We start from the raw sequence: 26,846 nt of genomic DNA, 5'->3' as shown, positions 1-26,846 counted from the left end.
TTGCTCTATAGCTGGCGGTAGTTCACGCACTCAGCTTATGCTTTGTCACAAAGCTGATCGTCTGGATGATGACCATCAGAGACAGAAAGCTGAATACGGAGATCAATGCATTCTGTGTAATCACACCGGAGGCAATCACAACAGAGCCATCCAGGAAGAACAGAATCACACTGACCTTTAGGAATTTAAAAACATACTGAATCAACAGCGCTATGACATCCGTACCTCCGGTTGCACAGGCGTGGTTTAAGGCGATACCGATGGCAGCCCCAACCAGCAGTCCCCCGAGAAGACCGGCAACCGCCAATTCCAGAAGCGGATGGATATCCAGAAGGAACTGTGTTGTATGAATGGAGGGAATCAATTTCATAAACAGCGGTGTTGCCAGTGTAATATACAACGTTTTGATACCAAAGCTTTTCCCCAGTACGATGGTGGATAAGATCAGCAGCGGTATGGAGATACAAAGAGACATCGTGGAAACCGGAATACCGAATACGGTGGAGCAAACCAGGGAAAGCCCGGTAATACCCCCCGGTGCCAGTCCGGTCGAGGTGAAGAAGAAATTAACCGCAACAGCGGTAATGGCAGCAGCAAACGTGATCCATCCGTAATCCTTCACCAGTGTCAGGATGGAGCTTTCTTTAAAAGAACTCTCAGCGGGAGAGTTCTTTGTATTATTCAAGACCGTATTTTTCTGCTGCTGCATCGATTGCGGCTCTGCATTTCTTCACACCAGCTGCTGCTCCATCTGGATCCTTGAAAATAGCACTGGACAGAACGATGACATCCGGATTGCATTCAATCAGCTTGTCCATATTATCGGCACGAAGACCACCGTCAACCGCCAGCTCACATTTTGGATTTTTCTCGTCAATCATCTTGCGTGCACGCTGTACAAGATCAATGGCACTCTTTCTCCATCCCCAGTTGTCTTTTCCATCGGTTTCATCTACACCGTGTGTTACGATGTGCAAACGGTCAATATCATAAATGCTTTCCTCAACGAAGCATAACGGTGTATAGCAGCCCAGTGTCAGACCAACCTTGATGTGGCGTTCACGGCACCAGTTGATGATATAAGCCAGCTGTGCGCCGATAAAGTGCTCCGCAGGAATGATCAGCATATCTGCTCCCGCCTCGTCAATCTGTTCGATGAACATTCTGTCCATACTAACTGTATAAATGTGACATTCGATCGGCTTGTCTGTCTCCGGACGAATACCCGCGATAATCTGATGACCACCCATCAGCTTCATGTTTTGAAGATCGTGCATGTCAGCTGCGTCAGAGTGAATATAGTCAACTCCGGCATCACTGACTTCCTTAACCAAATCCGCAATTCTTCCATAATTAACGTGTGCAAGGCCAGCTGCAATTTTGATATGTTTCATAAGTAAGTTCCTCCTTCTTTTCGCACCCTTATTGTACGCTACTTCGCTGAACTTCCGCAATCGCAGGATGTGGAAACGCCATCCGTATCAATAAGGCAATTTATAAACATTGCTGTAAGAAATTACCACATAGAAAAGGCTGCGAAAATAACAGTGAAATGATTGTAATACATGCAGGAAACAGGTAAGATATACTTGTAATAAATATTTCATCAGGAGGTATGACATATGTTCGGATTTAGAAAAAAAGAAAAGAGCAGGGAGGAGCTTCTTGCTGTTGTGGACGGAACACTGATTCCGATTGAAGATGTAAAGGATCCTGTATTTTCTCAGAAGATGATGGGAGACGGCTTTGCCATCGCTTCTACAGGTGATACCGTATATGCATGTGCCGATGCAGATATAACCATGCTGTTTCCCAGCAACCATGCAGTCGGTCTTACTTTGAAAAACGGTATGGAAATTCTGATTCATGTCGGAATCGATACGGTAAACGAAAACGGAAACGGCTTCACCTGTCTGTGTGAGCAGGGGAAGCACGTGAAAAAAGGTGAGCCGCTGTTGAAAATGGATCGTGAATATCTGTTATCAAAGGGATATGATCTGAGTGTTATCGTCATTTTCACAAATAAAGACAGCTATGCGGAATTCCGCAGAGAGGAGCCTGTCAAAGTTAAGGGTGGAGAAAGCGTCGCAGTAACCTATACACTGCCATAAAAGCGTGGCGGCTTGTAGACGGTATCGCTTCAGGGGACATAAAAAGGGAAGTATGATTTTATTGTATATCAATAGAATCACAGCTTCCCGATTTTCATTTACACAGATAGTGTTATTCAACAGCTGTACAGCCCTTGTGCTGTATTCCATTTAGCGTTTACAGGGCTTTTTCGTTTCATCGGAAATGCACCTGAAAGCAGTGGATATCGTTTCTGTGCTTCCTATGCATAAGCTCCTGCGGGCAAGGGAATATGATTTATTCCTGTGCTGCCGATTTAAAATTATAAGGATCGTTTTTCACCTTGTAATATTCACGAATCACATCCTTTAGGCGCAGAATGTCGTAGTCATGCAGCAGGGAATTGACCTGTAGTATGGTGACATCTGTATGCAGATTGAGCTCCAGTGTGCTGATGATCAGATCAATATCACTGATATCGCACTCGTAAATGGAAAAGAAGGTTTCCTGGGAGATGATGTCGATTTCCGGTATCTGAGCACTGAGCTTTCTACGCAGCAGATTTCCGGCTCCCACACCGCCGTGAGCAACCAGTATGGTTTTCAGCGGCTGCTTCATATTTTCCAAAGAGGCTGCCAAGTGTAAGGCGAGAAAGCCGACCTCATCGTCACTCACATTACAGTGGAAATGCTCTTCAATAACGGAAACGCTGTTTCTTGCCACCTGAAAGGTACGTTCATAAAGCGTATGTATTTCCTGCATCAACGGGTTTTCATTGGGGATGCCGTGATGAAAACGGATAATGGCAGGACACAGGTGGTCATATACAGACTGGCGCAGTGCTTCATCCCGGTCAAAGGGCAGATGCAGCTGTTCGCTCCAGGAGGTAAGCAGAGCATCACTCAGCATACGCGCTTCCTGTTGTTCCTGTTCACTGAGATCGCGGCTGTTTTGCAGAGCGAGAAAATAGACCTGCAGATAGCGTATTTCCACATCCGGAATCTGCAGCCGGTAATGATTGGCCAGCCGGTCGCACAGCTCGCGTGCTTCTTTATAGAACGGTTCCTTTCGCAAATCCTCGATGAAGGAAGTCGAAAGATGGACAATATGGCGATCCTGAATGCGCAGATAGGTGACAAATGCTCGCAGCAGGACAAGCACCATGGAGGGAAAGGTCAGGGAATTGATATACGGATTGCCCCAGCGGAGAATACAGCCGGTAAAGTCCTTGACCTCGTCATCGGTAACCTCCAGCCCGGGAAATACATAGGAGCCGTCACAGCGGTAATCATCCCGCCGTATGATATCAATAAACATTTGATAGCCATTGTCACGCAGCATCAGCTCCAGCAGAAAATTACGTATATTCTTTTCCTTGCCTTCCATACTGATTCCGTTGTTGTTCTTGCGATGCAATGCGATTTTGAAGGTTTCCAGATCCTTTGTCAAGGAGAGAATGTCTTTGTGAATGGTGGCACGGGATACAAACAGCTGTTCACTCAGCTCATAGATGCGGCAGCTGTCAAAGGCACTCAGCTGCATCCCGATAAAAATTTTACGTGCCTGTGGGGAATAATCGGCAAGCGTTTTATTTTTCTCCCGTACACTTTCCAATACGTGCAGCTTGTCCCTGACTTTACCGTCAATACGGATACCGACGCCGGTTTTTTTAATCAGCTTGAGGTTGTTTTCCTCGAGATACTGATCCACGATCTGGAGGTCATTGCGAATCGTCTTGTTGGATACGGCAAGCTCTTCGGAGATTTTATCAATCGTGATATAGGAGTCCTGCTTCAACAGAACATCCACAATTTTCATGATTCGTTTATTCATAAGCGTGCACCCTCGCTTTCACTTGCAACTATACGTGTGAAACGCTGTTCTGTCAAGAATGACAGCGGCAATTTCATGTGGAATTTATAACCATATAAGGAGGTATAACATAATGAAAACTATCTATGATACAGGAAAAAGAACGAGTGAGCTGCTGCAGGATTTAAAGCAGCTGGTGGAAATTCCATCCGTCCGTGATGAACGCACTGCAGGTATATCTGCCCCGTTTGGCAAAGAGATACGGAATGCAATGGATGTCTTCCTGCAGATTGCTCAGCGGGAGGGCTTTAGCGTCCATGATTTTGACGGCTATGCTGTAGATGCCCAACTTGGTGAGGGAGATGATTATATCGGCGTGCTGGCTCATCTGGATGTGGTGGAAGCAGGAGAACGCTCTCACTGGCACGGCGATCCCTTTCAAATGCGGGAGATAGACGGTATGCTGTACGGCCGGGGAGTCAATGATGACAAGGGACCGCTGCTGGCAGCTTTATATGCAATGGCCCGTATCAGGCAGGAAGGTCGTACACTGTATCATCCGATCCGCCTCATTGCCGGAGGGGCTGAGGAAACAACATGGGAATGCATGGAGCATTATTTCAAGCATAACCCGCAACCAATCTGCGGCTTTTCCCCGGATGGCAACTTTCCCATTGTCAATGGAGAAAAGGGGATTTTGCAGGTACGCTTCCTGCTGAATGCAGATTCGGATATCAGCCTGCACTGCAAGGAGCGTCTGCATATCGTCTGTGATGATTTACAGGTGATTGTTCCCAAGGGCAGTGATGTCAGCTTTGTTGAGCGTACCAATCTGATTGAGGTTATGCACGATGGCATAAAAATCACCTATCGTGGTGTACGTGCACTTTCCCGCAATCCGCAGCGCGGGGATAATGCTATTTTCAAATTTGTTAAGGATTTTCACGGACACCTCGATCAAGCAAGCTCTCTGTATCCGATGGTGAATATGATATACGAGAATTTTCTTGATGATTTTTACGGTAAGAAAAGCGGTTTGTATCATGAGGATGCTGCCATGGGCTGCGGCTCTGTTTGTTTGATGTCGCTGAATACGCAGGATGGACAGCTGGAGCTGTGTGTCGATGTGCGTTATGTGCGGTCAACGGATGAGCAAAGCCTTCTTCATACTTTACGCAAAACGGCACAGCATTATGGCTGTGAGCTTGAGGTTTTACGCCATAAGCGTCTGCTCTATGTTGCAGAGGACAGCACTTTGATTCAGAGTCTGAAAACAGCATATCACAGGGTTATGAAGGAAGATGCTGCGGTGTTTACCAAGGGGGGAGCCTCCTATGCCCGCGTTCTGGATCACGGGGTGGCATTTGGTGCGACCTTTCCTGATGAGGATCCTCGCCCTCATATGCCCAACGAATGTATGCCTGTGAAGTCGCTGTTAAAAGCGAGTGACATCTACTATGAGGCACTTGTGGAACTGGCATGTACAAAAGGGTGATGAAAAATTACCACAATAATAATGAATTACCGTAACTCATTGCATTCTTTTTCAAATTGGCGGACATGCTAAAATGAAAGCGTAAACAAAGGAGGAACAAGCTATGAAAAACATTCAGGCAAAACTTCAGACATTTGCCGGGGCAATGATGGTTCCAATCATCCTGCTTGTGCTCGTTGGTTTCTTCGTGGGTATCGGTAGTGCATTTACAAACTACATCCTGCCGGAAGGAAACATCCTGTACAATCTGTTCACCATGATCACCAATCTGGGATTCATGTTTATGAACAATCTGCAGCTATGGTTCGCCGTGGCAATTGCCTTCACTCTTGCCAAGAAGGAGAAAGGATGGGCAGCATTTGCGGGACTGATCTTATTCTTCTGCTTTATGAGAGGAATTGAAGGCTGGGCTGCGCTGGAAGGATGGACCGCTGAAACCACGACTGTTGACGCACTGGTAAAAAGCGGTTATACACAGCAGGCTGCCTTGAACTTCAATGCTTTATGGTCAAGCTCTTTGGGGATTTATTCATACAACATGGGAATCTTCTCCGGTATTGTTACCGGTCTGATTGCTGCAGGACTGCACAACAAATTCGTTGATACAAAGCTGCCGGCAATGTTCGGATTCTTCGCAGGAACAAAATTCGTTATTATTATGGTCGCTCTTGCTTCTATTCCACTGGCAATCGCATTCTATTATGTATGGCCGTATGTCGCAGGTGCTCTGCAGAGTATCACCGGCTTCATCCGTACAAGTGGTCTGCTGGGAACCTTCGTGTTCGGTACATTGGATAAGATGCTGCTGCCATTCGGTATTCACCATCTGATTGCATTCCCGATCGAATATACAAAGGTCGGCGGTACGATGATGATCGACGGTGTGATGTATGAGGGTGTTAAAAACATTATCAACGGTCAGGCTGCAAGCGCAAGTGCAACCGGCTATATCACAAGAAACTTCACCAACGGACGCCTGCTGTTCCAGCTGGCTGGTCTGCCGGGTGCCGCGTTTGCTATGTATCGCTGTGCAAAACCGGAAAATAAGAAGAAGGTAGCATCACTGCTGGTGCCGTCTGTCTTCACGCTGGCAATGGTTGGTATTTCAGAACCGATTGAGTATACCTTCCTGTTTGTTGCACCTGCACTGTACTGGCTGGTATACGCTCCATTGTGCGGTCTGTGCTATGTCGCAGCGGAAATCACAAATATTTCCATCAATGGAACTGCGCTGTTCTTCATGATTCCAAACCTGTTCCAGCCGCAGAAGGTACATGCCATGAGCGCATTGTGGCTGCTTCCTGTAACCTTTATCGTATACTACTTTGCATTCAAATTCGCAATTACGAAATTCAACCTCAAAACACCTGGTCGTGATGACGAGGGTGAAATCAAGCTGATGAGCAAAAAAGAATACAATGAAATCAAAAACAGCGGTAAGGATGAAGCGAATGTCTCTTCCGCACCTGAGGATGCACTCGAGATTCGTATTATTGAAGCTCTTGGGGGAGCGGACAATATTGAAACCGTAACCTGCTGTGCCAGCCGTCTTCGTGTTACAGTCAAGGATGATTCCCTGATTGCACCGGATACAAGCTGGAAAAATTATCTGGAGGCTATCGGCGTTGTACGCGGAAAGAACTCTGTTCAGGTAATATATGGTGTTCGTGTTGTAAATATTACAACAAAAGTAAAGGATTATCTGCATTTAGACTAACCATAATAGAGGAGATGAGAAAATGGCAACCATTGCAGGAGGAGTCAGTATGAAAAGAAGAGATCTTATCCGACAGAAAAACAAGCTCGCAAAAACAGGCGGTTTCCGTTATATCCGGTATGCGAAGTATGCGTGTGTTGCCATGGTCGTATTGTTTCTGGTATATGTAGGCGGTCTGTCAAACCTGAGCGGTAAATCCTACGAAGAGCTGATCAGTAAAAGTCCGATCGTGATTACCGGCTTTATGATCTGTACGGCCAATCTGTATGTCTGGTATGTACTGAAGCATTTTCTGAAGGATCTTGCGGTTCCTCAGCATGTGGAAAGCATACGTGTAAATCTGCTGCTGATGACGATTGGACAATTCATTCTGATGAACTTCATCTCGGCAGTCCTGATGATGCTATCACTGAGAAAATATTTCCAGTGGAATACCTTTTCTGTAAAGAATGCACTGAAGGAAATAAGAAAAGAAGGACAGCTGTCTGTACTGATTGTAACAGCACTTGTACTGATACTCTTCATCTCTCTCGTATTTGGTATCTATTTCTCTATTCGTTAGCTGTACAGCGGTTCCCAGTGATGTGGGAGCCGCTGTTTTTCAATTTGTGATAACGCTTATACAGCGCTTGTTTAAGAAAGCGAGTGAATGAATTTCTTACGATACAAAAACGAAATGGCAGAGCACTGCAGATGGCTGCCATGAAACAACTATAGTTAAAGTATTCTGCTTCACAAATATTTGAAGAGGTGCTGCATGTGATCCTCATCTGATTGATGTATGGGATTTGAAGCAGGCATATCCTGTATCTGATAGTCAGGCAGAAAATGGATGTAAAAAATACTGTTACAATACATGGGGGCTTCTGCGTAATTCAGGAGCTGTAGATTTTTTTGGAATATACATAAAATGGTAATAATTCGCTTTTGAATTCCTTGTAATATACGCTATAATGGTATAGGTGAAGGAATATGAGACAGATTGCCAGAAAACAATTTAATTCAATGCTGAAGCATATGGTTTCCTATCCGCTGATTTGCATTTACGGACCGGATGGCTTTGGCAAGACAACAGCAGTTGCTTCCTTTCTGCATAATCGAAAGGAAAGGTGCTGCTGGATTCATATGCATAAGAAAAATCGTAAACAGCTTGGGGAAATTTTTGAGAAAAGTATAGATAGCGGCAGCTATGATATCATCATACTGGATCAATATCGCAATCATATACTGGACAGACAAATCATGAAGGTGTACGAACGGAGGGAACATAGCTGCAGGATTATACTTCTTGCGTCAGGAATTCCCTCTTTTTTTAATTCAGAGCTTTATAGATGGACGCTGCTGATCCCTACGACAATGCTGCGATTTCAGTTTGCCGATATTCAGAAGCTGGCAGCTGTGAATCAGATTTGCATTGATGAACGGGAAGTGCGGGAAATTTTAAGAGTTACCTGCGGATGGACCATCGGTGTGCATGCACTGCTGGAGGAATATGGAGCCGTACGCACTTTGAATCCGGATTTGCAGCTGTATCCGTTGTTTGACGTATATATATACCGGCAGCTGAATCAGGCACAGCGGCAGAGTCTGGCTGTGCTGTCTGTTCCCGAGCACTCAATATCCAGCTCATTGAGGCTTTATGCGTGGATACCGGAATCATGAAAATATTGACCTGGATGATGAATTTCCACTGGTTTGTGCAGGTGGACAGAACTACACGCCTCTTTACCTACTCTCCTGTATTTCGTGAGTTCCTGTATGATAAATTCCTTATGTATGAAAAAAATCCGAGTCATCTCTATCGCAAAATTGCCGATTATTACGAAAGCAGCGGTGATATCCTCAATTGTCTGCGTCAGCTTTATCTTTTGAAGGATTATAAAAAAATACTGCAGCTGCTGGAATTATACGAAAGCAAAAACTTTGCAGATTATGATACTGAGTTAATGCGGAATATCTATCAGATGGTACCAATGGAGCTGTACGTGGATTATCCATATGCATGGCTGCATGCCATTATGGATAATTTCAATAATCTGCAGGATATATTTTATGGAAAGCAGCTGCTGGAGGGCTTTCTACATGCGCTGCATAGCGGAAGCCTGCATGGGGATGAACAGCTGCTGCAGGGGGAGGTGGAGCTGATTCTGGCGTATTCCCGCTATAACAATTTACATGAGATGAGCCGCTATTTTAAGCGGTCAAAAACTCTGCTGCGTAATCAGACCTCACGAATCAGCAATCCGGAAATCATATCAACCTTCGGCAGTCCGCACAATCTGTTTTTATATCATCGAAAACCGGGAGATATCCAGAGAATCGTCAATATCCTACATAAGGACCTGCATTACTACTTTGAAATCACCAATAACTCAAATGGTGGTTTAATGGAACAGTCATCCGCTGAACAGCAGCTGGAAAGCGCCCGCTTTGCGGAAAGCATACATACAGCATGGGAAGCATACTACATTGCTGAGCATTACCGTCAGAAATGGATCTGTGTATCCTCGCTGTTTACAATTGGAAGAGCCGCATATCATCTTCGTGATCATACATTACTGCAATTTGTTCATCAACAGCTGGCTGTTCTGCGGGAAAAGGTGATCCTGCCGCCGCTTCTTTCGGAAATCGATCTTGCACAGGCCTATTTATATATTTTATCCGGTGAATATGAAAAAGTTGCTGAATGGATCCAGGAGGGGAGAAAAGGAAATCTGCTTCAGGGAGCTACCCTGTATTCTTCTATTGTTTACGGCATGTATCTGATAAAGATTCGTAATTATGCAAAGTTGCGTGTTGTGGCATCCCTGCTGGAAAGTCAGGCGCATGAAAGAAAGCAGATGTTTGGAACGATATATGCGCTGTTGTTCTATTGCATATTGCTGGAGGAGGAAAATCATCAGGAACAGATCGTAGAGGCTGTTCATCACATAATCGAAATCTGCCAGCCGGATGGCATTATGACAGTCATACTGGAAATTGGAAAGGATGTATTTCTTTCATGCAGCGACAGCTGGAGCTGGTAAACTATGTGTTAAAGGGATATAGTCGAAGGGAGATGGCTGAGGCCAGCGGATTAAAGGAGAATACGGTCGCATCGTATATGAAAAGGCTATATCGCAAAGTAAAGGTTCACAGCCGCAAAGAGCTGTTTATGAAGTGATTGATAACCTGTGCTTTAACCGAAGGCGTAACGGTATTTCGTGCTTGTCTGTAAATTGACAAGGAAAAGCTGTTAACTGATTTTAAGGTTTCTCTTCGTGATCGGGTATCTCATGGTATCATCTGCAGCACTCGCAAAATCACTTGCCGTTTTTTTTACGATTGCTCTCATTCACTCAGCAACGCATATATTCGAAGGGAAAGCATCTATTCCTACATTTTATTCTTTGCAATTCAGCCGTTCAATGATATAGTATATAAGGATATTTATGCGTTTTTCAGGCATAATGAGAGAAAGAACTCGTAGGAGGTATAGTATGAGTGTAATGATAGAACGCCTTGAAGGAATGGTGAACCGTTATCATGAAATCAATGAAATGATGATGTCACCGGAAATCGTAACCGACAGCAGGATGCTGGCCAAGCTGGGACGTGAGCAGGCCGATCTGACTCAGGTGGTGGAAACCTATACGGAATATAAAAACAGTGTGAGTGCTCTGGAGGATGCCAAGGCGCTTTTGCTGGAGGATGACAAGGAAATCAAGGAAATGGCGAAAATGGAAATCGAGGAGCTGGAGCCTAAGATTGAGGAATATCTGGAAAAGCTGGAAATTCTACTGATACCAAAGGATCCCAATGATTCTCATAATGCCATCGTGGAGATTCGCGGGGCAGCCGGTGGAGATGAAGGAAATATCTTCGCAGGTGACCTGTACCGGATGTACAGCAAATTTGCAGAGAGTCAGGGTTGGAAGATAGAAATCGTAGAAATGGATGACTGTGAAGCAGGCGGCTTCTCCCTTGTCTCCTTTATGGTCAAGGGGGATGGCGTTTATGGGAAACTGAAGTTTGAATCCGGAAGTCATCGTGTACAGCGCGTTCCCAAGACAGAAAGTCAGGGGCGTATCCATACCTCTACAGCAACCGTTCTGGTAACACCGGAAATCGAACCGGAGGATTTTGATATTGATATGAACGATCTGGAAATGGAAACCATGCGCGCCAGCGGAGCCGGAGGTCAGCATATCAATAAGACCGATTCCGCAGTTCGTATTGTGCATAAGCCTACCGGAATTACGGTTAAGTGTCAGGACGGACGTTCACAGCATGAAAACCGTGCAACTGCATTGATGACAATCCGTTCCCGTGTGTATGAGGAGCATCAGCGCAAGCTGGAAGAAGAGCAGGGTATCGAACGCCGGAACAAGATCGGCACCGGAGATCGTGCAGAAAAAATCCGTACTTATAATTATCCGCAGAATCGTGTAACTGATCATCGTATCGGATATACCGTGAATCAGCTGGATCGCATTATGGAAGGCAGAATGCAGGATCTGCTGGATGCATTACTGAGTGCGGATCAGCAGGCAAAGCTGGCAGGGGAGAAATAATGAGCAGCTATCATTCCGTGCTGAAGAATGCTCAGGCGCGTATGGAGGAAGCCGGCTATGGCGAACAGTCTGCCCTGCTGTATATGCTGGAGCTGACGAATAAAGAAGCGCACAATCTGTATATGGAATTCGATGAGGAAATGCAGCCGGAGCTGGAAGAACTCTATGAAGAAGGTATTCAGCGCCTTCTTACCGGTATTCCTCTCGGACATGTTCTTGGTTTTGAATGGTTTTACGGCTATCGCTTTACCGTGAATGAGGATGTTTTGATTCCGCGCCCGGAAACGGAAGAGCTGGTCGCAAATATTCTGGCAGCCTATGATGAGCATTTTTCCAGTCAGGATAATGTGATGGCGGTGGATATCGGAACCGGCAGCGGGGCGATTGCGGTTTCTTTGAAAAAGGAAGAACCGAATCTGCATATGATGGCAACGGATATCAGTGAACAGGCTGTAGCTGTTGCGAAAAAGAATGCTGATGACAATGAAGCAATCGTCAATTTCATGGTTGGAGATATGTTACAGCCGCTGATTGACCGCAATCTGAAGGTGGATATTCTAATTAGTAATCCTCCCTACATACCGCGTGAGGAGGAAATGGAGCACAGTGTTGTGGACTATGAACCGCACGTGGCGCTATTTGGAGGAGACGACGGCTTAAAATTCTATCGCATTATCTTTGAAAATGCCGTAAAGGTGTTGAAGGAACGTGCTATGATGGCGTTTGAAATGGGCTATAACCAGAAGGAAGCGCTAAGTGAAGAGGCGAAGAAATATTTTCCAAATGCAAGAATTGAGGTTCTTAAGGATATGTCCGGTAAAAACCGGATGCTGTTTGTTTATTTGAATATGGAACACTGAGGGTACTTGAAAGAGTATCCTTTCTTTTTGCTGTTTTGCGTCTGAATGCCTGTGGTACAGCACTGCGGAATCACTGTTACAGCATATAGCCGCAGACAAGAGCGTTTATAAATCATGATGGCGGACAACAAGATGCGAACGTTCCGGATAAGGTGCATGCCAGAAAAAGCAGCCCATGTATTATGAATCACGCGGCATCTGAGAGTTTTTTCTTATCTCAGTGATGTTCAGTGTAACTGCGCATGCATGGAAGTGTTATACATGTACATACTGGATATGGAGGTATATACAATGATGAAAAAGATTGATCACCGCAATATGGGAAGAAGCTGTCTCGGCTGGCTGGACAGCTGGTTTCACTTTTCCTTTGCGGAATATTACAATCCGAAAAACATGCATTACGGTGTGCTGCGGGTAGTTAATGATGATACGATACAGCCTCATACCGGCTTTGAAACCCATCCGCATCGGGATATGGAAATCATAACCTATGTGATTGAGGGGGGCTGACCCACGCCGATAGCATGCAAAATGTATCAACACTGAAACGTGGGGAAATACAGTACATGAGTGCGGGGACCGGAGTTTTCCACAGTGAGAAAAACGACGGGGAGGAAATATTACGTCTGCTTCAAATCTGGATTTTGCCTGATCGAAGCGGTTATACTCCGCAGTATGGTGAAGCACGCATTCCATGGGAGGCTCGCGAAAACCGTTTGCTGCATATCGTAAGTGGTCATAAGAATACAGCTTATGTGCAAATCCATCAGGATATGGATATTTATGTCAGCGCTTTATCTTCCAGAAAGGAGCTGGATATTCCGGTAGAGCCTTCCCGTCAGGTATATCTTATTGTTATAGAAGGTGAGGTGGAGTGTAATGATATTTGCTTACAGCAGCGCGATGCTGTGGAAATTGATGAAAGCTTCTGCATCAAGACACTGCAGGGAGCTCATGTCATTCTATTTGATATGGCAAGGGAGGTTTATTTCCAGGAATGACATGAATCGCATAAAGTGGAGGAGATAAGATTTCAGGGCTGCCGCTATAGGAGCATTGTGTGATTTTATATTTAACTATAGGTTATTTCAGAGAAATGTCAAAAAATTTAGGAGTTTTAAAAAAAGAAACCGTATGTAATAGTGGAGGTAACAGTATGGACACAAGGATATGTGTGCTGAAATGAAGGGGAAGTACATACGGATCAGATCGTGGCGTACCTGATGTTTCTGACGCTGATCTATATGATCGAACGGCAGATTCGCCGGTAACGCAGCGAAGTAAATGATCGATTTCTGTGGCAGTCCTTATCCTGCATGTGGAAATCTTGCACACCCCTTCTGTCTCAGACCTCTGTAAAAAAGAGAGTGCTTGCTTGCAGGCGACACTCTCTTTTCAGCCTTTACAGGCTTTCTGTCTCAGTACCTAAAGTATAGAAAAAAATGAGTGAAAAGTCAATGCTTTTCCTTGCTTTTTATAAGTGTATGTCTTTTCCTTGCTTTCTATAAGTGTATTTTGGAAGGGGTGTATTCAGCTTTGAATACGATGGCAGGCACAGGACTATTGGAATCTCTGTTATTTTTTAATATGTATGTTATGAAGTTCCATGTGTTGATTTTCAATGTTTTAATCTGGTCTGTATTTTCTTACAAACCAACTGGCTAATAATTGCAGTAAGCAAGCAGAATACGTAAGTGAATACTATTGAATCTATACGAAAATCTGTGTCTAATAAAAGAAAATCTGTTTTCTGGAAACAAGGATTACCTTATGCAGAAGAATCGGTAAAACGGAGCGCTTACAGTGCTCACTAGAACGAATACAAACGCAAAATATAAAAAAATCCCTGTTCATACGTTTGAAAATATTCTATAATATAACCCGAATGAGGACATATTCGGGATTGGGTTTCTCATGAGATTATAGGCTGTGGGATGCATTGGAAATGAAGGAAGGAATCATCATGAAATATAACAATTCACGTCTCAGCTTGAAACAGCGCTGGCTGTCATTTGCGCTCTGTATTCTTATAGCACTGCTAGCTGGCATATTTGCACTCTATTCATATATAGAAGCATATCCATTCTGGAGGAGTGCATGCAGTCTGCTCGTCTGTGCAATTATGCTATTCATAGCAATTTTCCTGCTTCGTCTGAATATGAGAAGAAAACGAATTCAGCGGGAATTTGTAAGTGAGTTCGATAAGGAAATACGTAAAAAGGAGCATATGTGTCCACACTGCGGGGCCCTGATGGGATCGGGAAATACCTGTGCAAAATGTGGCTATAAGGGACATTAGGAAAGGAAATCGTATGGTTGATGTTATCGTAATTGGCGGGGGTCATGCAGGAGTTGAGGCTGCGTTGGCCTGTGCCCGTTTGAAGAAAACGACAATTCTATACTCTATGCATATTGATATGATTGCATCCATGCCATGCAATCCGAGTGTTGGAGGTCCTGCAAAGGGAATCGTCGTGAGAGAGATTGACGCACTTGGCGGTGAAATGGGAAAAGCTGCCGATGCGACTGCATTGCAGTTTAAAATGCTGAATACAACGAAGGGACCGGGTGTTCAGTGTCTTCGCGTACAATCGGATAAGCTGGAATATAAGCGCTATATGCAAGACAAGCTATTACAACAGGAGTATCTGGAAATCCGTGAAATGTGTGTGGAAGAGGTGCTGGCTAAGGATGGCAGGATAAGCGGCGTTCGTCAAAAGGATGGAACCGTTGTGAACTGTCGTGCTTTGATTATGACAACGGGTACATTTATGAGCAGTACGGTTCTGGTTGGGCATACTTCTACCTTAAGCGGTCCTGAGGATGAGCCAACAACGGAGAATTTGTCACAGAGTCTTCGTAATCTGGGGATTGAAACCTTTCGATTGAAAACTGGAACACCTGCCCGTGTACGAACGGCGTCCATTGATTTTTCAAAAACCGTAGTACAGCCGGGAACGGATGAATTTATCTGCTTCTCTGAGGATACAAAGGAAATTCGTCCATTTGATCAGCAGGCTGTCTGTTATCTTACCTACACGACGGCAAAGACGCACGACATTATCAACAGAAATCTGAAGCGCTCTGCCATGTATTCCGGATTGGTGAAGGGAGTGGGACCGCGTTATTGTCCCAGTATTGAGGATAAGCTGGTACGTTTTGCGGATAAAGAGCGTCATCAGATTTTTCTGGAGCCGGAAAGCGAGTCGCTGGATACGACCTACGTACAGGGCTTCTCTACCTCTATGCCGTACGATGTACAAGAGGCTATGCTGCATTCTCTGCCTGGTCTGGAAAACTGCACTATTGAAAAATATGCCTATGCGATTGAATATGATGCCATAGATCCGCTGCAATGCAAGCCGACCTTGGAAAATAAAATCATTGAGAATTTATATACTGCTGGACAGATCAACGGTACTAGTGGATATGAGGAAGCTGCGGCACAGGGACTGATGGCAGGAATCAATGCAGTTCGCAAGCTGGATCACAAGGAACCTTTAATCCTGCATCGTGATGAAGCCTATATCGGTGTCATGATTGATGATCTGGTGACAAAGGGGACAAAGGAGCCGTATCGTCTGCTTACTTCCCGTGCTGAATATCGGCTGCTGCTGCGTCATGATAATGCAGACGCAAGACTAAGCGAATATGGGTATGAGACAGGTCTGATCAGCGATGAGCGTTATGCACGATATCAGAAGAAAATGCAAAATATCGAAGAAATGATTTCCTATCTTGCAGGTGTTCGGTTTACACCAAAATCAACAGTTAATGGATTGCTGGAACGGCTAGGACTGGATGTGCTGAAGGAGGGGATCAGTGCTGCAGAGCTGCTGAAGCGACCGGGAATTACCATCGCACTTTTAGAGCCCTATCTGGAACGCGAATTTGATCCTGCGATTGCGAAGCTTGTGCAAATCGAGATTCGCTACGAGGGATACATAAAAAAAGCCAAGCGTGATGCGGAACATCTGCGGGCGATGGACAAGGTATGCCTGCCTGAGCGGTTTGACTATGATCAGGTGGTGAATCTGTCACTGGAGGCAAGACAGAAGCTGAATAAGGTACAGCCTCTGACGATGGGACAGGCCTCCCGTATTTCGGGTGTGAATCCTGCGGATATTGCAGTCCTTGCTGTTTTTATGGAACAGCTAAAGCGCACATATAAAAAGAAGAGCGGATAAACAAAATGAATTAAAAAATACGATGTTCTTAAGCCTGTAATAATCTTGCATTACTGTCAGGCAAAAGGAAATCGTATTTTTTCATAGGATAATGGGAAATCTTATAAATAAATTTAGATCCACTAGCCTCAGGGAGGGTAGACCTCCCGGAAATCATAACAGGAGCCAGCAGCACTATAGATTTAGATCCACTAGCCTCAGGGAGGCTAGACAAGCCGTGCTACTTCCCTTGTCAAGATTATAGCATTTAGATCCACTAGCCTCAGGGAGGCTAGACCGTGAAAAATCCCATGAAATCCCCTAAATGAAACAAATTTACGCAATTATAAAACTTTGGTTAATGAAAATTGCGTTGAAATTGTTACATTTGTGCGAATTTGAACAAAATGATGCGCGAACCTCCCAGGGAATTCATGTGAGCTTATGGTTCGCGCTGGATTATTTAATGGGATAACCATCTACTAGTATTATAACAGAAAAAACTCCGAATACATAAAAAGGATACATTCCAGTATGAAATAAAAATCGTATTGACCTCATAGGAAAATAACTGGACGGTTCATAATGAATATCATCCATTTGCTATCAGCGCTTTATTGAAACGGGATATGAGAAACCATGCTGCAGTGTATATTCTTCCAGACACAGATTTTTACGGTATATTTCTGTAGCGGCTTCAGTTCCTACATAACGGAAATGCCACGGTTCATTTGCTGTCCTGATATATTTGTTTATTCTCGGGATAACGTAAAATGAATCCGTATTTGTGAGCATTTTTAATTACCCATTGGTATTCCGGTGTGTCTCCGAATACCGCATATGTGCCGTCCATGACACTTTGACTGGTTAAATCCACACTCAATCCGAGCTGATGCTCACTACAGCCGGGCTCTGCTACCAGCTTCACAGCTGTCTGTAAACCATAGGTCACCATATATTCATCATACACCTGCTGCTGTTCGTTATAAGGCCGATACGCACTGTTAATAGCTAGAATAAGCCCCTGCTTTTTCGCATCCTTATACATGCTTTCCAAAGCGTCTGCCGCATCCTTTCGCATTAGATTGTTTCCGTCATTGTGAGCTACAGGGATTTGAACAGCTGTTAAATTTTCAGGAACGTAGGTTTTCGGTACATAAAAGCCTCTTTTGATCATCAGTAATAGATGTTTTGGGTCATCAAGTGAATAGGATCGCTGAATTGTGATTGATGCTGAAGAGTTTATGGACGCATATGAAATACGCATTACTGCTTCAAGAGGCTTTAAGCCTGATTTCAGATAGTCAGGGACATCCTCCAGTATACGTCCGTTTATATAGATATAAGGTTGAATCTGTTTCCAGGTCAGCTTCTTATCCTTTATTGTTTTAAAATCAGCAAGACTGGTCTTTTTCATCAGTGTACGAAGGGTTGGCTGATCAAACCACTGGCTGCGTAAGGCTTGATAATAGTCTGCATAAAACTGATCAACATAAGCGACAGCTTCTTTTTTATCAGCGCCATTCTCTGCATATAGTTCATAATCCAGATAATGCTTATTGTTTTTCATCCGGTTCCATTTCGATATATCAATGTCTGACGCAAAGGATACATACTCATCGATCTCCTGTGCACTTAATGTCATTATAATATTGCGTTCATCCTTGTCATACCCTTTAAAAGCCAGCTGAATATGAGTTCGGTTTATGATTATCAGACTGACAGCTATACATATAAGCAGCACAATGACGGCTGCAATTTTTACTTTTCGTTTGACTCTTTTTCTTCTTTTCATACTTATATCTCTTAAAATTTCATAGTTAATAATACCATAAAATTTTACTGAAAATGAATAAGCTTGATATTTATACGATTTGTATTTATTTATGTTAATATTTACAGAAAAAGAGTTCTGGAATATACAAAATTGGTTTGCATGAACATAGGGAGAGGCTGATGGAACAAAGGTGAATCGCAATAGGCAGCCTGATATTTCCCTCCTTTTAAACACAGATGGACAGGAAGATCTGACTGCATAAACGTATAAGAGCTTCTTTCTATTATGTTTCCAGCATCAGGGCATACGAAAGATGTTCATTACAGCATATTCTTATGGAATTCTGGTCGTGTTTACGATTCGGCGAATTCTGTTGAAGTACTCCGGATCATTATCCTCTTTGATGGCGTACAGTGTGAAGAGGGTATCCATCAGCATCAGCTGGGAAACACTGGAGGAAATCGCCTCCGGACGAAATTTTGTCTCCTCTGAAATGGAAAATAGAAAAACATCACTTTTCCGGGCAAGAGGGGATGCGGCGTTGCTGGTGACAGATATGATTGGGACACCGCGCTCCTTCAGGATATCCACAATACGCAGAACATCCTTGTTTCTTCCGGTATGCGATACGATTAGGGCACAGTCCTTTTCACACAGCCTTCCTGCATACATCAGCTGCATATGGTAATCCAGTGAAAACTGGCAGTTTAAGGAGGTTCGCAGAAACCGCTGATAGGCACTGTGTACAATGACGGAGGAAGCTCCCATTCCAAACAGTCCGCAGGTTTTTGCTCTTCCAAGCAGATGTACGGCCTGTTCAAGAGAATCCTGATTCAATACCGCCATTGTTGAGGAAAGCGAGGTAATACCGCTTTGAAAGGTAGCCTTTGCGATATTCATTGCTGTGTCGTTCTCATCAAGGGACGCAAAAAACGATTCGCTCAGATGATCAAATGGTTCACTCAGCTGCAGCCGCATTTCCTGATAGTTGCTATAGCCGATCTTTTTGGTGAATCGGGAGATAGCAGACATGGATACATCAATATCCTCTGCCAGCTCCTGAATGGATAAGTGTCTAGCGGTCGTTGCATGCTCCAGCAGATAATCGGCAATTTTTTTCTCCGTTTTACTCAAACCGTAATAATGACCCTTCACCCGTCCTGCAAATTCCATACTCATACATACACCCCGTTTCTGATACTTATATTATAACAGATATTGCGAAATGTGGTGTTATATTGGAAATTATTTTCAGCTATTGAAAAATTATTTTATATATTAAATCCAAATATGAAAATATTACCTGTCTGATTAACAGTGGATTATCCCGGATTACGAATGAAATGTGAAAATAAACGATATGATTTTTTTTCAACATAAATGAAAATAAACCTGAATATAATGGGATATATGAAGCTTTATCCCCAAGCTGTCACCAACGCATCCCAACTTGCGTTTACACGGATATAAACATTTCACAAATTGGAAATTATTTGCAATATATGATTGACAATATGGAAATTATTTTTATAATAGATGGTGTAAGCGCTATCTGCTGATGCGGATTGAGTGCACGGAAAGGAGATGAAGGAATGGAAGCAGGTTTAATCGGTTTGGGGAAAATGGGTCTTCATATTGCTATGAACATGCAGAGCAGTGGTATTCGTGCCTATGGGTATGACATACAGACAGGACCCCGAAAGCAGGCAAAAGCAAAAGGAATCTCGGTTGTACAAACGCTGCAGGAGCTGATTGCTGCTCTGCAGAAACCGCGTATAATCTGGCTGATGCTTCCGGCAGGGGACATAACCGAAAGCATGGTACACCAACTTGCAGAGTTGCTGGAGGAAGGGGATTACGTGATCGACGGGGGAAATTCATTTTACAGAGATTCGATACGTAATTATGAATTTCTAAAAAAGAAAAAGATACATTTCTATGATGCAGGAACCTCCGGCGGTATTCGCGGTGCCCTTGAGGGAGCCAACTTTATGATTGGGGGTGAACGTGAGCACTTTGCAGTTATCGAAGAGCTGATTCAACGCATTGCTTCGGATCAGGGGTATCTGTATGCCGGTGATGCGGGAAGCGGTCATTATCTGAAAATGGTGCACAATGGAATCGAATATGGCATGATGCAGGCCATAGGAGAGGGCTTTGAGCTATTACAGCACAGCCCCTATCCCTATGATAATGCACAGGTCGCAAGATTGTGGAATCACGGCTCTGTCATTCGAAGCTGGCTCATGAAGCTGGCTGAGGAGGCATTCAGAGAGGATGAAAAGCTGGATGCCGTGAAGGGAATCATGTATGCATCCGGAGAAGGACAATGGACAGTGGAGGAGGCAATGCGCTGTAATGTCAGCGTTCCGGTAATATCCACAGCCCTGATGATGCGCTATCGCTCGTTGTATGAGGATACCTTCACAGGGAAAGTCGTCGCATCACTGAGAAAGGGATTTGGCGGTCACAAAACCGCAGAATGATGTACACGTTCAAGGAGGCAGAAATATGCAAATCACGATTGTACAGGCAGTAGTTATTTCCATCTGGATCGGTCTGGTTATGTCACGTTCATTTTTGGGAGGTGCCACAACGACACTGCGCTTTACCCCAATGATGACCGGACTGATCGTCGGTCTCGTATTCGGCCGTGTCGCTGAAGCGATGATTATCACCGCAGCGATTCAGCTGATCTATATGGGGGTCTTTTCTCCGGGAGGTCAGATGCCCTCCGAGCCTGCCATTGCCGCAGCCATTGCTGTACCGGTGGCATTGCTTGGAGATATGAAGCCGGAGGCAGCTATCGCCGTTGCTGTACCGGTTGGACTGCTCGGTTCCTATCTGTATCAGTTCCGCTTTTTCGTCAACACCTTCGTTATGCAGAAATTCACGGATAAATACGCAAAAAGTGCCAACGATAAAATGCTTACAATATCTATCATTTTCATTCCGATCCTGGTGGCCTTTCTGATTTTTGTTCCTTTCATGTTCGTATCTCTGTATTATGGAGCACCGGTTATCGCGGATATCGTACAATCCACATCCGGAAGCATCCTCTTCCATATTCTGGAGGTAATCGGAGGCGGACTGGCATCCATCGGTATCGCTGTTACGATTTATGTAATCGGAAAAAAGAATTATATTGCTTTCTTCCTGCTTGCCTACTTTGTCGCTGTCGTATTAAAGAGTCTGAATATCACAATGATTACGTATGCAATCATTGGTACCATCATCGCCTTTATCTTCGTTCTGTCTAAAACAGAGGCTGTGAGCATGTTCTCCGCTTCCGGAATCAATACTGCAGACAACGAGGAAGAGGATGACTATTAGGATGAAGTTATGGAAAGGTGGATACAATTATGAGTGAAATGCTGCAGAAAAGCGTGAATCTGGAACCGGAAGCAATAACGAAAAGGGATGTCAGCCTTGCATGGCTGCGCTTCTATTTCGCCAATGAGATTCCGCATTCCTTTGATAAATATATTGCACCGTCTCTGATGTGGGCGCTGATGCCGATTCTGAAAAAGCTGTATAAGGACAAAAAGGATTTATCTGAGGCCTACCAGCGTCATCTGCTGTTCTTCAATACACAGATATCGTGGGGTGGAGGTACCATAACAGGAATCATGGCTTCCCTGGAGGCAGCTCGTGCGCAGGAGGTGTATATGGATACACCCGTCACAATTGACGATGATCTGATTTACAACACGAAGGCCGGTTTGATGGGAGCACTGGCTGGTATCGGGGATTCCATTGACTCCGGTACGATTCAATATATCTTTATCGCCATCGCATTACCGTGGGCACAGCAGGGAAACGCAATCGGCGCCTTGTTTCCGTTCGTCATGTTCTCCTTGTATCAGCTGGTTATCGGCTATTACTTCGCGCAGCTGGGCTTCAAGCTGGGGCGCACAGCTGCCACTGAGGTCGTCGGTACGAAGATGCAGATTATTATTGAAGCACTCTCGATTCTGGGACTGTTCATGATGGGGATTCTGGCAGCCAACTATGTCAAGGTATCCTCTACGCTGGCCTTTACCCTGTCCGGTAAGGAATTCGTAATTCAGGAAATCCTTGACGGTGTGATGCCGGGGATTTTGCCGCTGTTGACTGTGGGGTTGGTATATTTCTATTTCACTAAAAAGGGTTTGAATGTCACGAAGGCACTGATCGGTCTGACGATTATCCTCGGCGTACTGGCCGGCTTTGGCATTCTGTAACATTAAGGAGGAACCGTTATGGGTAAGGTAGTGTTGGCACGTGTAGATGCAAGACTGATTCACGGACAGGTTATGACGAGTCTGTCAAAATCCGCAGGGGCAACTGCGATATTTGTCGCAGATGATCCATCGGCACACGATCCGTTTACAAAGAACATCATTCTCGGTGCAGGCTCACGCACCGGCCTGAAGGTACGGGTTTTGAAGGAGGACGGTGCTGTACGATACTGGAATGACCGGCAGTACGATGACTATCATGTCATTCTGCTGACCAAGAGCATTGAGGTGATGGCAGATATCATACGGGGAGGAGTGCCGATGAAAGAGCTGAATCTTGGCGGTATTCCACAGAAGCCGGGACTGACCTCAATCATTAAGGAGGTCGCAATCAACAAAGAACAGCTAAAGATTTTGCAGGAGCTGGAAAAAGACTATGGCATTGATGTATATTTTCAGGCGATTCCATCCTCACGCCGTGTATCTTTAAAAGAGGCTGCACGCCTGTTTGAGGAGCATTCCGCATGATTGGGATGCTGCTGGTCAGCCATGGAAGAATGGCGGAAGGAATGCTGGACAGCCTGGAGCTGATTATGGGAAGCTGTGACCGGATGCACACGGTTTCTCTTTGCGCAGGTGAGGATTTTGAAAGCTTTCGTGCAAAGGTCATGGAGGCTATACGACAGCTGGACAGTGGAGATGGTGTACTGGTATTTGTCGATCTTTACGGAGCTTCTCCGTTTAATGCGTCTGTTTATGCAGCGGCCCGAATGGCGCAGGAGGGAATAAGTGTCCGTGTGCTTGCCGGTATGAATCTGGCAATGCTGCTGGAAACCGCGGCAATGCGGGTATCCTCCTCCCTGCAGGAGCTTGTTGCGATTGCGGGGGCGGCTGGTCTGGATGGCATCAGTGAGCCGTTGGTGGTGAAGGAAGAAGAAAACGGGGAGGACTACTGATGAAAAAGGTTTTGATTACTCCGCGTTCCTTTGGAAAATATAATCGCGAGGAGCTGATAGAAAAGCTTCGACAGCATGGAATTGAACCCGTCTTCAATCCTTACGGAACGATTATGAATGAGCAGCAGATGTGCAGTGCACTTCAGGATATGGACGGACTGATTGTCGGTGTTGATCCGGTGAGTGAGGAGGCTCTGAGGCAGGCACCCAGACTGCGGGCTATCGCAAAGTACGGAGTCGGTATCGATAACATCGCCTGTGCATATGCGCAAGAAAACAACATCGCCATAAGCCGCACTGTGAATGCGAATGCCAATGCGGTTGCGGATTACGCCATGACTCTGTTGATGATTGTAGCACGGCGTGTTGTGGAAATTGATGAGGGCTGTCATCACAATGACTGGTCCAAAAAGGAAGCATTAGATATCTATGGAAAAACAATCGGTGTACTCGGACTGGGGGCTATAGGGAAGGGAGTCGTGCAGCGTGCCAGCGGCTTTGACATGCGTGTCTATGGATATGACATCATGAGGGATGATGCCTTCTTGAATAAATATAATGTATGCTTTACAGATGTGGATACAATCATACGGGAATGTGACTTCATTTCTCTACACCTTCCACTGACGCAGGAAACACGTCATATCCTGAATAAAGATAATCTGAAGCGTGCGAAAAGTAATCTGATTATCGTCAATACGGCCAGAGGAGGACTGCTGGATGAGGACGCGCTGTATGAACTATTGAAGGAAAGGAAGCTTTACGGTCTGGGGCTGGATGTTTTTGAGCAGGAGCCGCCGCAGAACTCCAAGCTCCTGACACTTCCCAATGTGATTGTGAGTTCGCATACGGCCGCTTCCACACAGGAGGCTATTAACGCCATGAGCCGTATGGCGGTGGAAAATCTGATTTGTTCGCTGGAGGCATAGAGATACGTATCGATTACAGGATAAGGAGGAGCATATGGATAAGACAACTTTGCTGGCTGAGCTGAAAAAACAGAGGCTGGTAGCAGTCATTCGCGGTAAGGATGAAGAGGAAGTCACAAACATTGTGGATGCTGTATATTGCGGTGGAATACATTTCATGGAAATCACATATACAATACCACAGGCAGAACAGGTGATTGCGCATTTATGCAAGGCATATGAGCATTGTGATGATATCATTATCGGTGCAGGTACCTGTCTGGATATCGTATCTGCACGCATGGCAATTTCTGCGGGCGCGCAGTTTGTGGTCTGTCCGCATCTGGATACAGAGGTCATGAAGCTGTGCAACAGCTATCGTGTGCCCTGTTTTCCTGGGGCTGCCAATGTAAAGGATATGCTGGAATGTCTGCGCTATGGGGCAGATGTGATCAAGCTGTTCCCGGGTGATACCTTTGGTCCGAAGGCTGTCAGAGCCTTTAAGGGACCTCTTCCACAGGCGGATTTCATGCCGACCGGAGGGGTGAGTGCTGCCAATCTGACGGAGTGGCTGGACAACGGGGCAGTTGCGGTTGGAACCGGTGGAAGCCTCACGAAGGGAGCTAAAACAGGAGATTTTGAAGCTGTACGCCTGGAGGCGGAAAAGCTGGTGAATATTGTCCGTGCATATGATCAGCGATAAAACAGAGCTTCTTATTTTTGATATGGATGGTCTGCTTGTGGATACAGAGCGCGTCTATCTGGAGGGCTGGCTGTATGCCTTGAACAAGCAGCATGTTGCTATTGCGGAAGCCGTGGTGAAAAGCTGGGTGGGAAAAAGCTTTCATGATACACATGCATATCTGATGCAGGTATGCCATGAGGAAGCATTGTGCGCAAGGATTCGTAAGGATCGGGAACAGTATATCTATCAGTGTCTGGAGAATGGTACGCTGTCTGCTATGCCCTATGCACGGGATGCTTTGCAGGCAGCTCGGGAATACGGATACCGGACAGGGCTTGCGACCTCCTCTCTGAAAAAGCGCTCGACTGCCATACTCGCACATCTGGGCCTGCTATCCTATCTTGACATTCCTGTGTTTGCAGATGATGTAATAAAGCTGAAGCCTTATCCGGATTTGTATCTGGAGGTTTTAAGACGGGCACAGGTTCCCTGTGAGCATGCGGCAGCCTTTGAGGATTCCCTGACAGGTGTACAGGCGGCAGTAGCGGCAGGAATTCAAACCGTGCGGATACCGGATCATCGTTTTATTGATGTGGAGGATACGGCATCGGATGTTGACTGCGCTGAAAATCTGTCGTGTGTGCGAGCAATGCTGGAACAACTGAATACGTGAGGTGACGAAGATGGAGAAGGAAAGCGTAAAGGATGTAATTCTGCGTTATGGCGTGCTTCTTGGAAAAAGAAATACGGAAAGACAGAAAACGGATTTTTTGAGAGCGGCTCAGAAACAGCTGGAGCAGGCCGGATTTCCTGTGGATATCACCTGTGTATCCGCTTCGCTCATGAGGCGGGAGTCTGTAAATATGTATAATCTTTACGCTGGTGATTTCAAAAAAGCGGATGTGGTCTTCATCACGTATTATGATACGCCGCTGTGGCAGTTTTACCCCAAAGAGCAGAAAGCCTTTGATGCGAACTGGTCAAGGGGAAATTTCCTTCTCCATACCTTGCTGTTTCTATGCTGTATGATTGCGATTGCTGCATTTTTATACCTTACTGTGATTCCCAGTCTTCAGAAGCACGGATTTGTGAGTCTATGGGGAGCGGTGCTTGTACTCGTATGTTTGTTCGTTTTTTATGGGATTCGGCATATGCGTGGAGGAATAGCGGCAGGAAATACAATGGTGCGCAATTCTTCAAGTCTGATTGCCCTGTTTGCTTTGGCCTCTGATCTATCTGAACAGGAAAAGCAGCACGTAGCCTTTGCTATGATTGATGAGGGAACACGTTCTGAGTATGGTCTGCGCATGCTGCAGGAGTATATAGGGAAGAAGCGTATTCAGCGGGTGTATCTGGATTCCATCGGGAATGTCGGAAAGCTGCAGGGATTTGCTGACCGGCATATACTGGAGGGACTTCATGAGAAACTAGCAGAGCATGCGGAATGGCATGATTTGGCAGAGGATAAGCATGCATATGGGGATATTTTGTTAACGTCCGGCAGCTGCTATAATGGATGCGTATCACTGAAAATAGAAAAACGGACAGATAACAGTGATCTGGAACAGCAAGTCATTAAAGTGATACAGGTTCTAAAGGCGCTGATGATTTCCTGCGTTTCTTAAAA

Annotated in this window: 21 protein-coding genes and 3 pseudogenes; 19 read left to right on the top strand and 5 right to left on the bottom strand. The window is 45.1% G+C overall.

The genetic code is table 11. The annotated features are described in order from the left end of the window. Nucleotides 1-22: 22 nt before the first annotated feature. Both G4D54_21210 and G4D54_21205 read right to left on the bottom strand, forming a co-directional pair. On the bottom strand, nucleotides 23-709 hold the full coding sequence (locus G4D54_21210) for a YitT family protein (GenBank protein ID QJA04771.1): 687 nt from the start codon (nucleotides 707-709) through the stop codon (nucleotides 23-25). Further along, nucleotides 678-1,394: a pentose-5-phosphate 3-epimerase gene (locus G4D54_21205; GenBank protein ID QJA04770.1), complete on the bottom strand. Its 717-nt coding sequence runs from the start codon at nucleotides 1,392-1,394 to the stop codon at nucleotides 678-680. The genes G4D54_21210 and G4D54_21205 overlap by 32 nt, the downstream gene beginning before the upstream one ends. A gap of 228 nt (nucleotides 1,395-1,622) precedes the next feature. On the opposite strand from G4D54_21205, the gene G4D54_21200 reads away from it, so the two are divergent. Beyond that, nucleotides 1,623-2,111: a PTS glucose transporter subunit IIA gene (locus G4D54_21200; GenBank protein ID QJA04769.1), complete on the top strand. Its 489-nt coding sequence runs from the start codon at nucleotides 1,623-1,625 to the stop codon at nucleotides 2,109-2,111. A gap of 256 nt (nucleotides 2,112-2,367) precedes the next feature. Here the strand turns inward: G4D54_21200 and G4D54_21195 are convergent, their stop codons facing one another. Continuing rightward, nucleotides 2,368-3,903, bottom strand: coding sequence for a transcription antiterminator (locus G4D54_21195; protein QJA04768.1), 1,536 nt, complete (start codon nucleotides 3,901-3,903; stop codon nucleotides 2,368-2,370). 112 nt (nucleotides 3,904-4,015) lie between these two features. Here G4D54_21195 and G4D54_21190 point away from each other — a divergent pair, with 112 nt between their 5' ends. The 9 genes and pseudogenes from G4D54_21190 (at nucleotide 4,016) to mnmG (ending at nucleotide 16,694) form a co-directional block, all read left to right on the top strand. Then, nucleotides 4,016-5,377: a M20 family metallopeptidase gene (locus tag G4D54_21190; GenBank protein QJA04767.1), complete on the top strand. Its 1,362-nt coding sequence runs from the start codon at nucleotides 4,016-4,018 to the stop codon at nucleotides 5,375-5,377. A gap of 103 nt (nucleotides 5,378-5,480) precedes the next feature. Further along, complete coding sequence (locus G4D54_21185; GenBank protein ID QJA04766.1) at nucleotides 5,481-7,094, top strand: PTS transporter subunit EIIC; 1,614 nt, start codon at nucleotides 5,481-5,483, stop codon at nucleotides 7,092-7,094. 22 nt (nucleotides 7,095-7,116) lie between these two features. Next, nucleotides 7,117-7,656 (top strand): hypothetical protein, encoded by a 540-nt coding sequence (locus G4D54_21180; protein QJA04765.1) that lies wholly within the window; start codon nucleotides 7,117-7,119, stop codon nucleotides 7,654-7,656. Between the two features lie 410 nt (nucleotides 7,657-8,066). After that, nucleotides 8,067-10,257, top strand: a pseudogene (locus G4D54_21175) (DNA-binding response regulator). Between the two features lie 316 nt (nucleotides 10,258-10,573). After that, complete coding sequence (gene prfA, locus G4D54_21170) at nucleotides 10,574-11,647, top strand: peptide chain release factor 1 (GenBank protein ID QJA04764.1); 1,074 nt, start codon at nucleotides 10,574-10,576, stop codon at nucleotides 11,645-11,647. Beyond that, nucleotides 11,647-12,507, top strand: coding sequence for a peptide chain release factor N(5)-glutamine methyltransferase (gene prmC, locus G4D54_21165; GenBank protein ID QJA04763.1), 861 nt, complete (start codon nucleotides 11,647-11,649; stop codon nucleotides 12,505-12,507). Before prfA ends, prmC begins: the two co-directional genes overlap by 1 nt. Before the next feature lie 291 nt (nucleotides 12,508-12,798). Beyond that, nucleotides 12,799-13,508 (top strand): annotated as a pseudogene (locus G4D54_21160) (pirin family protein). Between the two features lie 962 nt (nucleotides 13,509-14,470). Next, nucleotides 14,471-14,806, top strand: a complete 336-nt coding sequence (locus tag G4D54_21155) for a hypothetical protein (GenBank protein QJA04762.1) — start codon at nucleotides 14,471-14,473, stop codon at nucleotides 14,804-14,806. A gap of 13 nt (nucleotides 14,807-14,819) precedes the next feature. After that, nucleotides 14,820-16,694 (top strand): tRNA uridine-5-carboxymethylaminomethyl(34) synthesis enzyme MnmG, encoded by a 1,875-nt coding sequence (gene mnmG / locus G4D54_21150; protein QJA04761.1) that lies wholly within the window; start codon nucleotides 14,820-14,822, stop codon nucleotides 16,692-16,694. A 585-nt stretch (nucleotides 16,695-17,279) separates the two neighbouring features. Here mnmG and G4D54_21145 read toward each other — a convergent pair. Continuing rightward, nucleotides 17,280-18,468 (bottom strand): annotated as a pseudogene (locus tag G4D54_21145) (M15 family metallopeptidase). A gap of 315 nt (nucleotides 18,469-18,783) precedes the next feature. Next, nucleotides 18,784-19,629: a MurR/RpiR family transcriptional regulator gene (locus G4D54_21140; protein QJA04760.1), complete on the bottom strand. Its 846-nt coding sequence runs from the start codon at nucleotides 19,627-19,629 to the stop codon at nucleotides 18,784-18,786. 413 nt (nucleotides 19,630-20,042) lie between these two features. On the opposite strand from G4D54_21140, the gene gnd reads away from it, so the two are divergent. Genes gnd through G4D54_21095 form a run of 9 tightly spaced genes read left to right on the top strand, consistent with a single transcriptional unit; the run spans nucleotide 20,043 to nucleotide 26,844 of the window. Next, complete coding sequence (gnd, locus tag G4D54_21135) at nucleotides 20,043-20,936, top strand: decarboxylating 6-phosphogluconate dehydrogenase (GenBank protein QJA04759.1); 894 nt, start codon at nucleotides 20,043-20,045, stop codon at nucleotides 20,934-20,936. A 25-nt stretch (nucleotides 20,937-20,961) separates the two neighbouring features. Continuing rightward, nucleotides 20,962-21,783: a PTS sugar transporter subunit IIC gene (locus G4D54_21130; protein QJA04758.1), complete on the top strand. Its 822-nt coding sequence runs from the start codon at nucleotides 20,962-20,964 to the stop codon at nucleotides 21,781-21,783. A 29-nt stretch (nucleotides 21,784-21,812) separates the two neighbouring features. Then, a complete protein-coding gene (locus G4D54_21125; protein QJA04757.1) occupies nucleotides 21,813-22,673 on the top strand; it encodes a PTS system mannose/fructose/sorbose family transporter subunit IID in 861 nt (286 codons plus the stop codon). 18 nt (nucleotides 22,674-22,691) lie between these two features. Then, complete coding sequence (locus G4D54_21120; protein QJA04756.1) at nucleotides 22,692-23,198, top strand: PTS sugar transporter subunit IIB; 507 nt, start codon at nucleotides 22,692-22,694, stop codon at nucleotides 23,196-23,198. Then, nucleotides 23,195-23,626 carry a PTS sugar transporter subunit IIA gene (locus G4D54_21115; protein ID QJA04755.1) on the top strand — a complete coding sequence of 144 codons (432 nt, stop codon included), beginning with the start codon at nucleotides 23,195-23,197 and terminating at the stop codon, nucleotides 23,624-23,626. The genes G4D54_21120 and G4D54_21115 overlap by 4 nt, the downstream gene beginning before the upstream one ends. Further along, the gene (locus G4D54_21110; protein QJA04754.1) at nucleotides 23,626-24,555 is read left to right on the top strand and encodes a phosphoglycerate dehydrogenase; all 930 of its coding nucleotides are present in this window, start codon (nucleotides 23,626-23,628) and stop codon (nucleotides 24,553-24,555) included. Before G4D54_21115 ends, G4D54_21110 begins: the two co-directional genes overlap by 1 nt. A gap of 34 nt (nucleotides 24,556-24,589) precedes the next feature. Further along, complete coding sequence (gene eda / locus G4D54_21105) at nucleotides 24,590-25,237, top strand: bifunctional 4-hydroxy-2-oxoglutarate aldolase/2-dehydro-3-deoxy-phosphogluconate aldolase (GenBank protein ID QJA04753.1); 648 nt, start codon at nucleotides 24,590-24,592, stop codon at nucleotides 25,235-25,237. Beyond that, nucleotides 25,224-25,892 (top strand): HAD family phosphatase, encoded by a 669-nt coding sequence (locus tag G4D54_21100; protein QJA05257.1) that lies wholly within the window; start codon nucleotides 25,224-25,226, stop codon nucleotides 25,890-25,892. Before eda ends, G4D54_21100 begins: the two co-directional genes overlap by 14 nt. Before the next feature lie 10 nt (nucleotides 25,893-25,902). Next, the gene (locus G4D54_21095) at nucleotides 25,903-26,844 is read left to right on the top strand and encodes a hypothetical protein (GenBank protein ID QJA04752.1); all 942 of its coding nucleotides are present in this window, start codon (nucleotides 25,903-25,905) and stop codon (nucleotides 26,842-26,844) included. The last annotated feature ends 2 nt before the right edge of the window (nucleotides 26,845-26,846 follow it).

This window comes from [Clostridium] innocuum (assembly GCA_012317185.1).
Classification (GTDB): Bacteria; Bacillota_I; Bacilli_A; order Erysipelotrichales; family Erysipelotrichaceae; genus Clostridium_AQ; species Clostridium_AQ innocuum.
The sequence above is the reverse complement of the archived record's forward strand: the minus strand, read 5'-3'. Positions and strand labels throughout refer to the sequence as shown.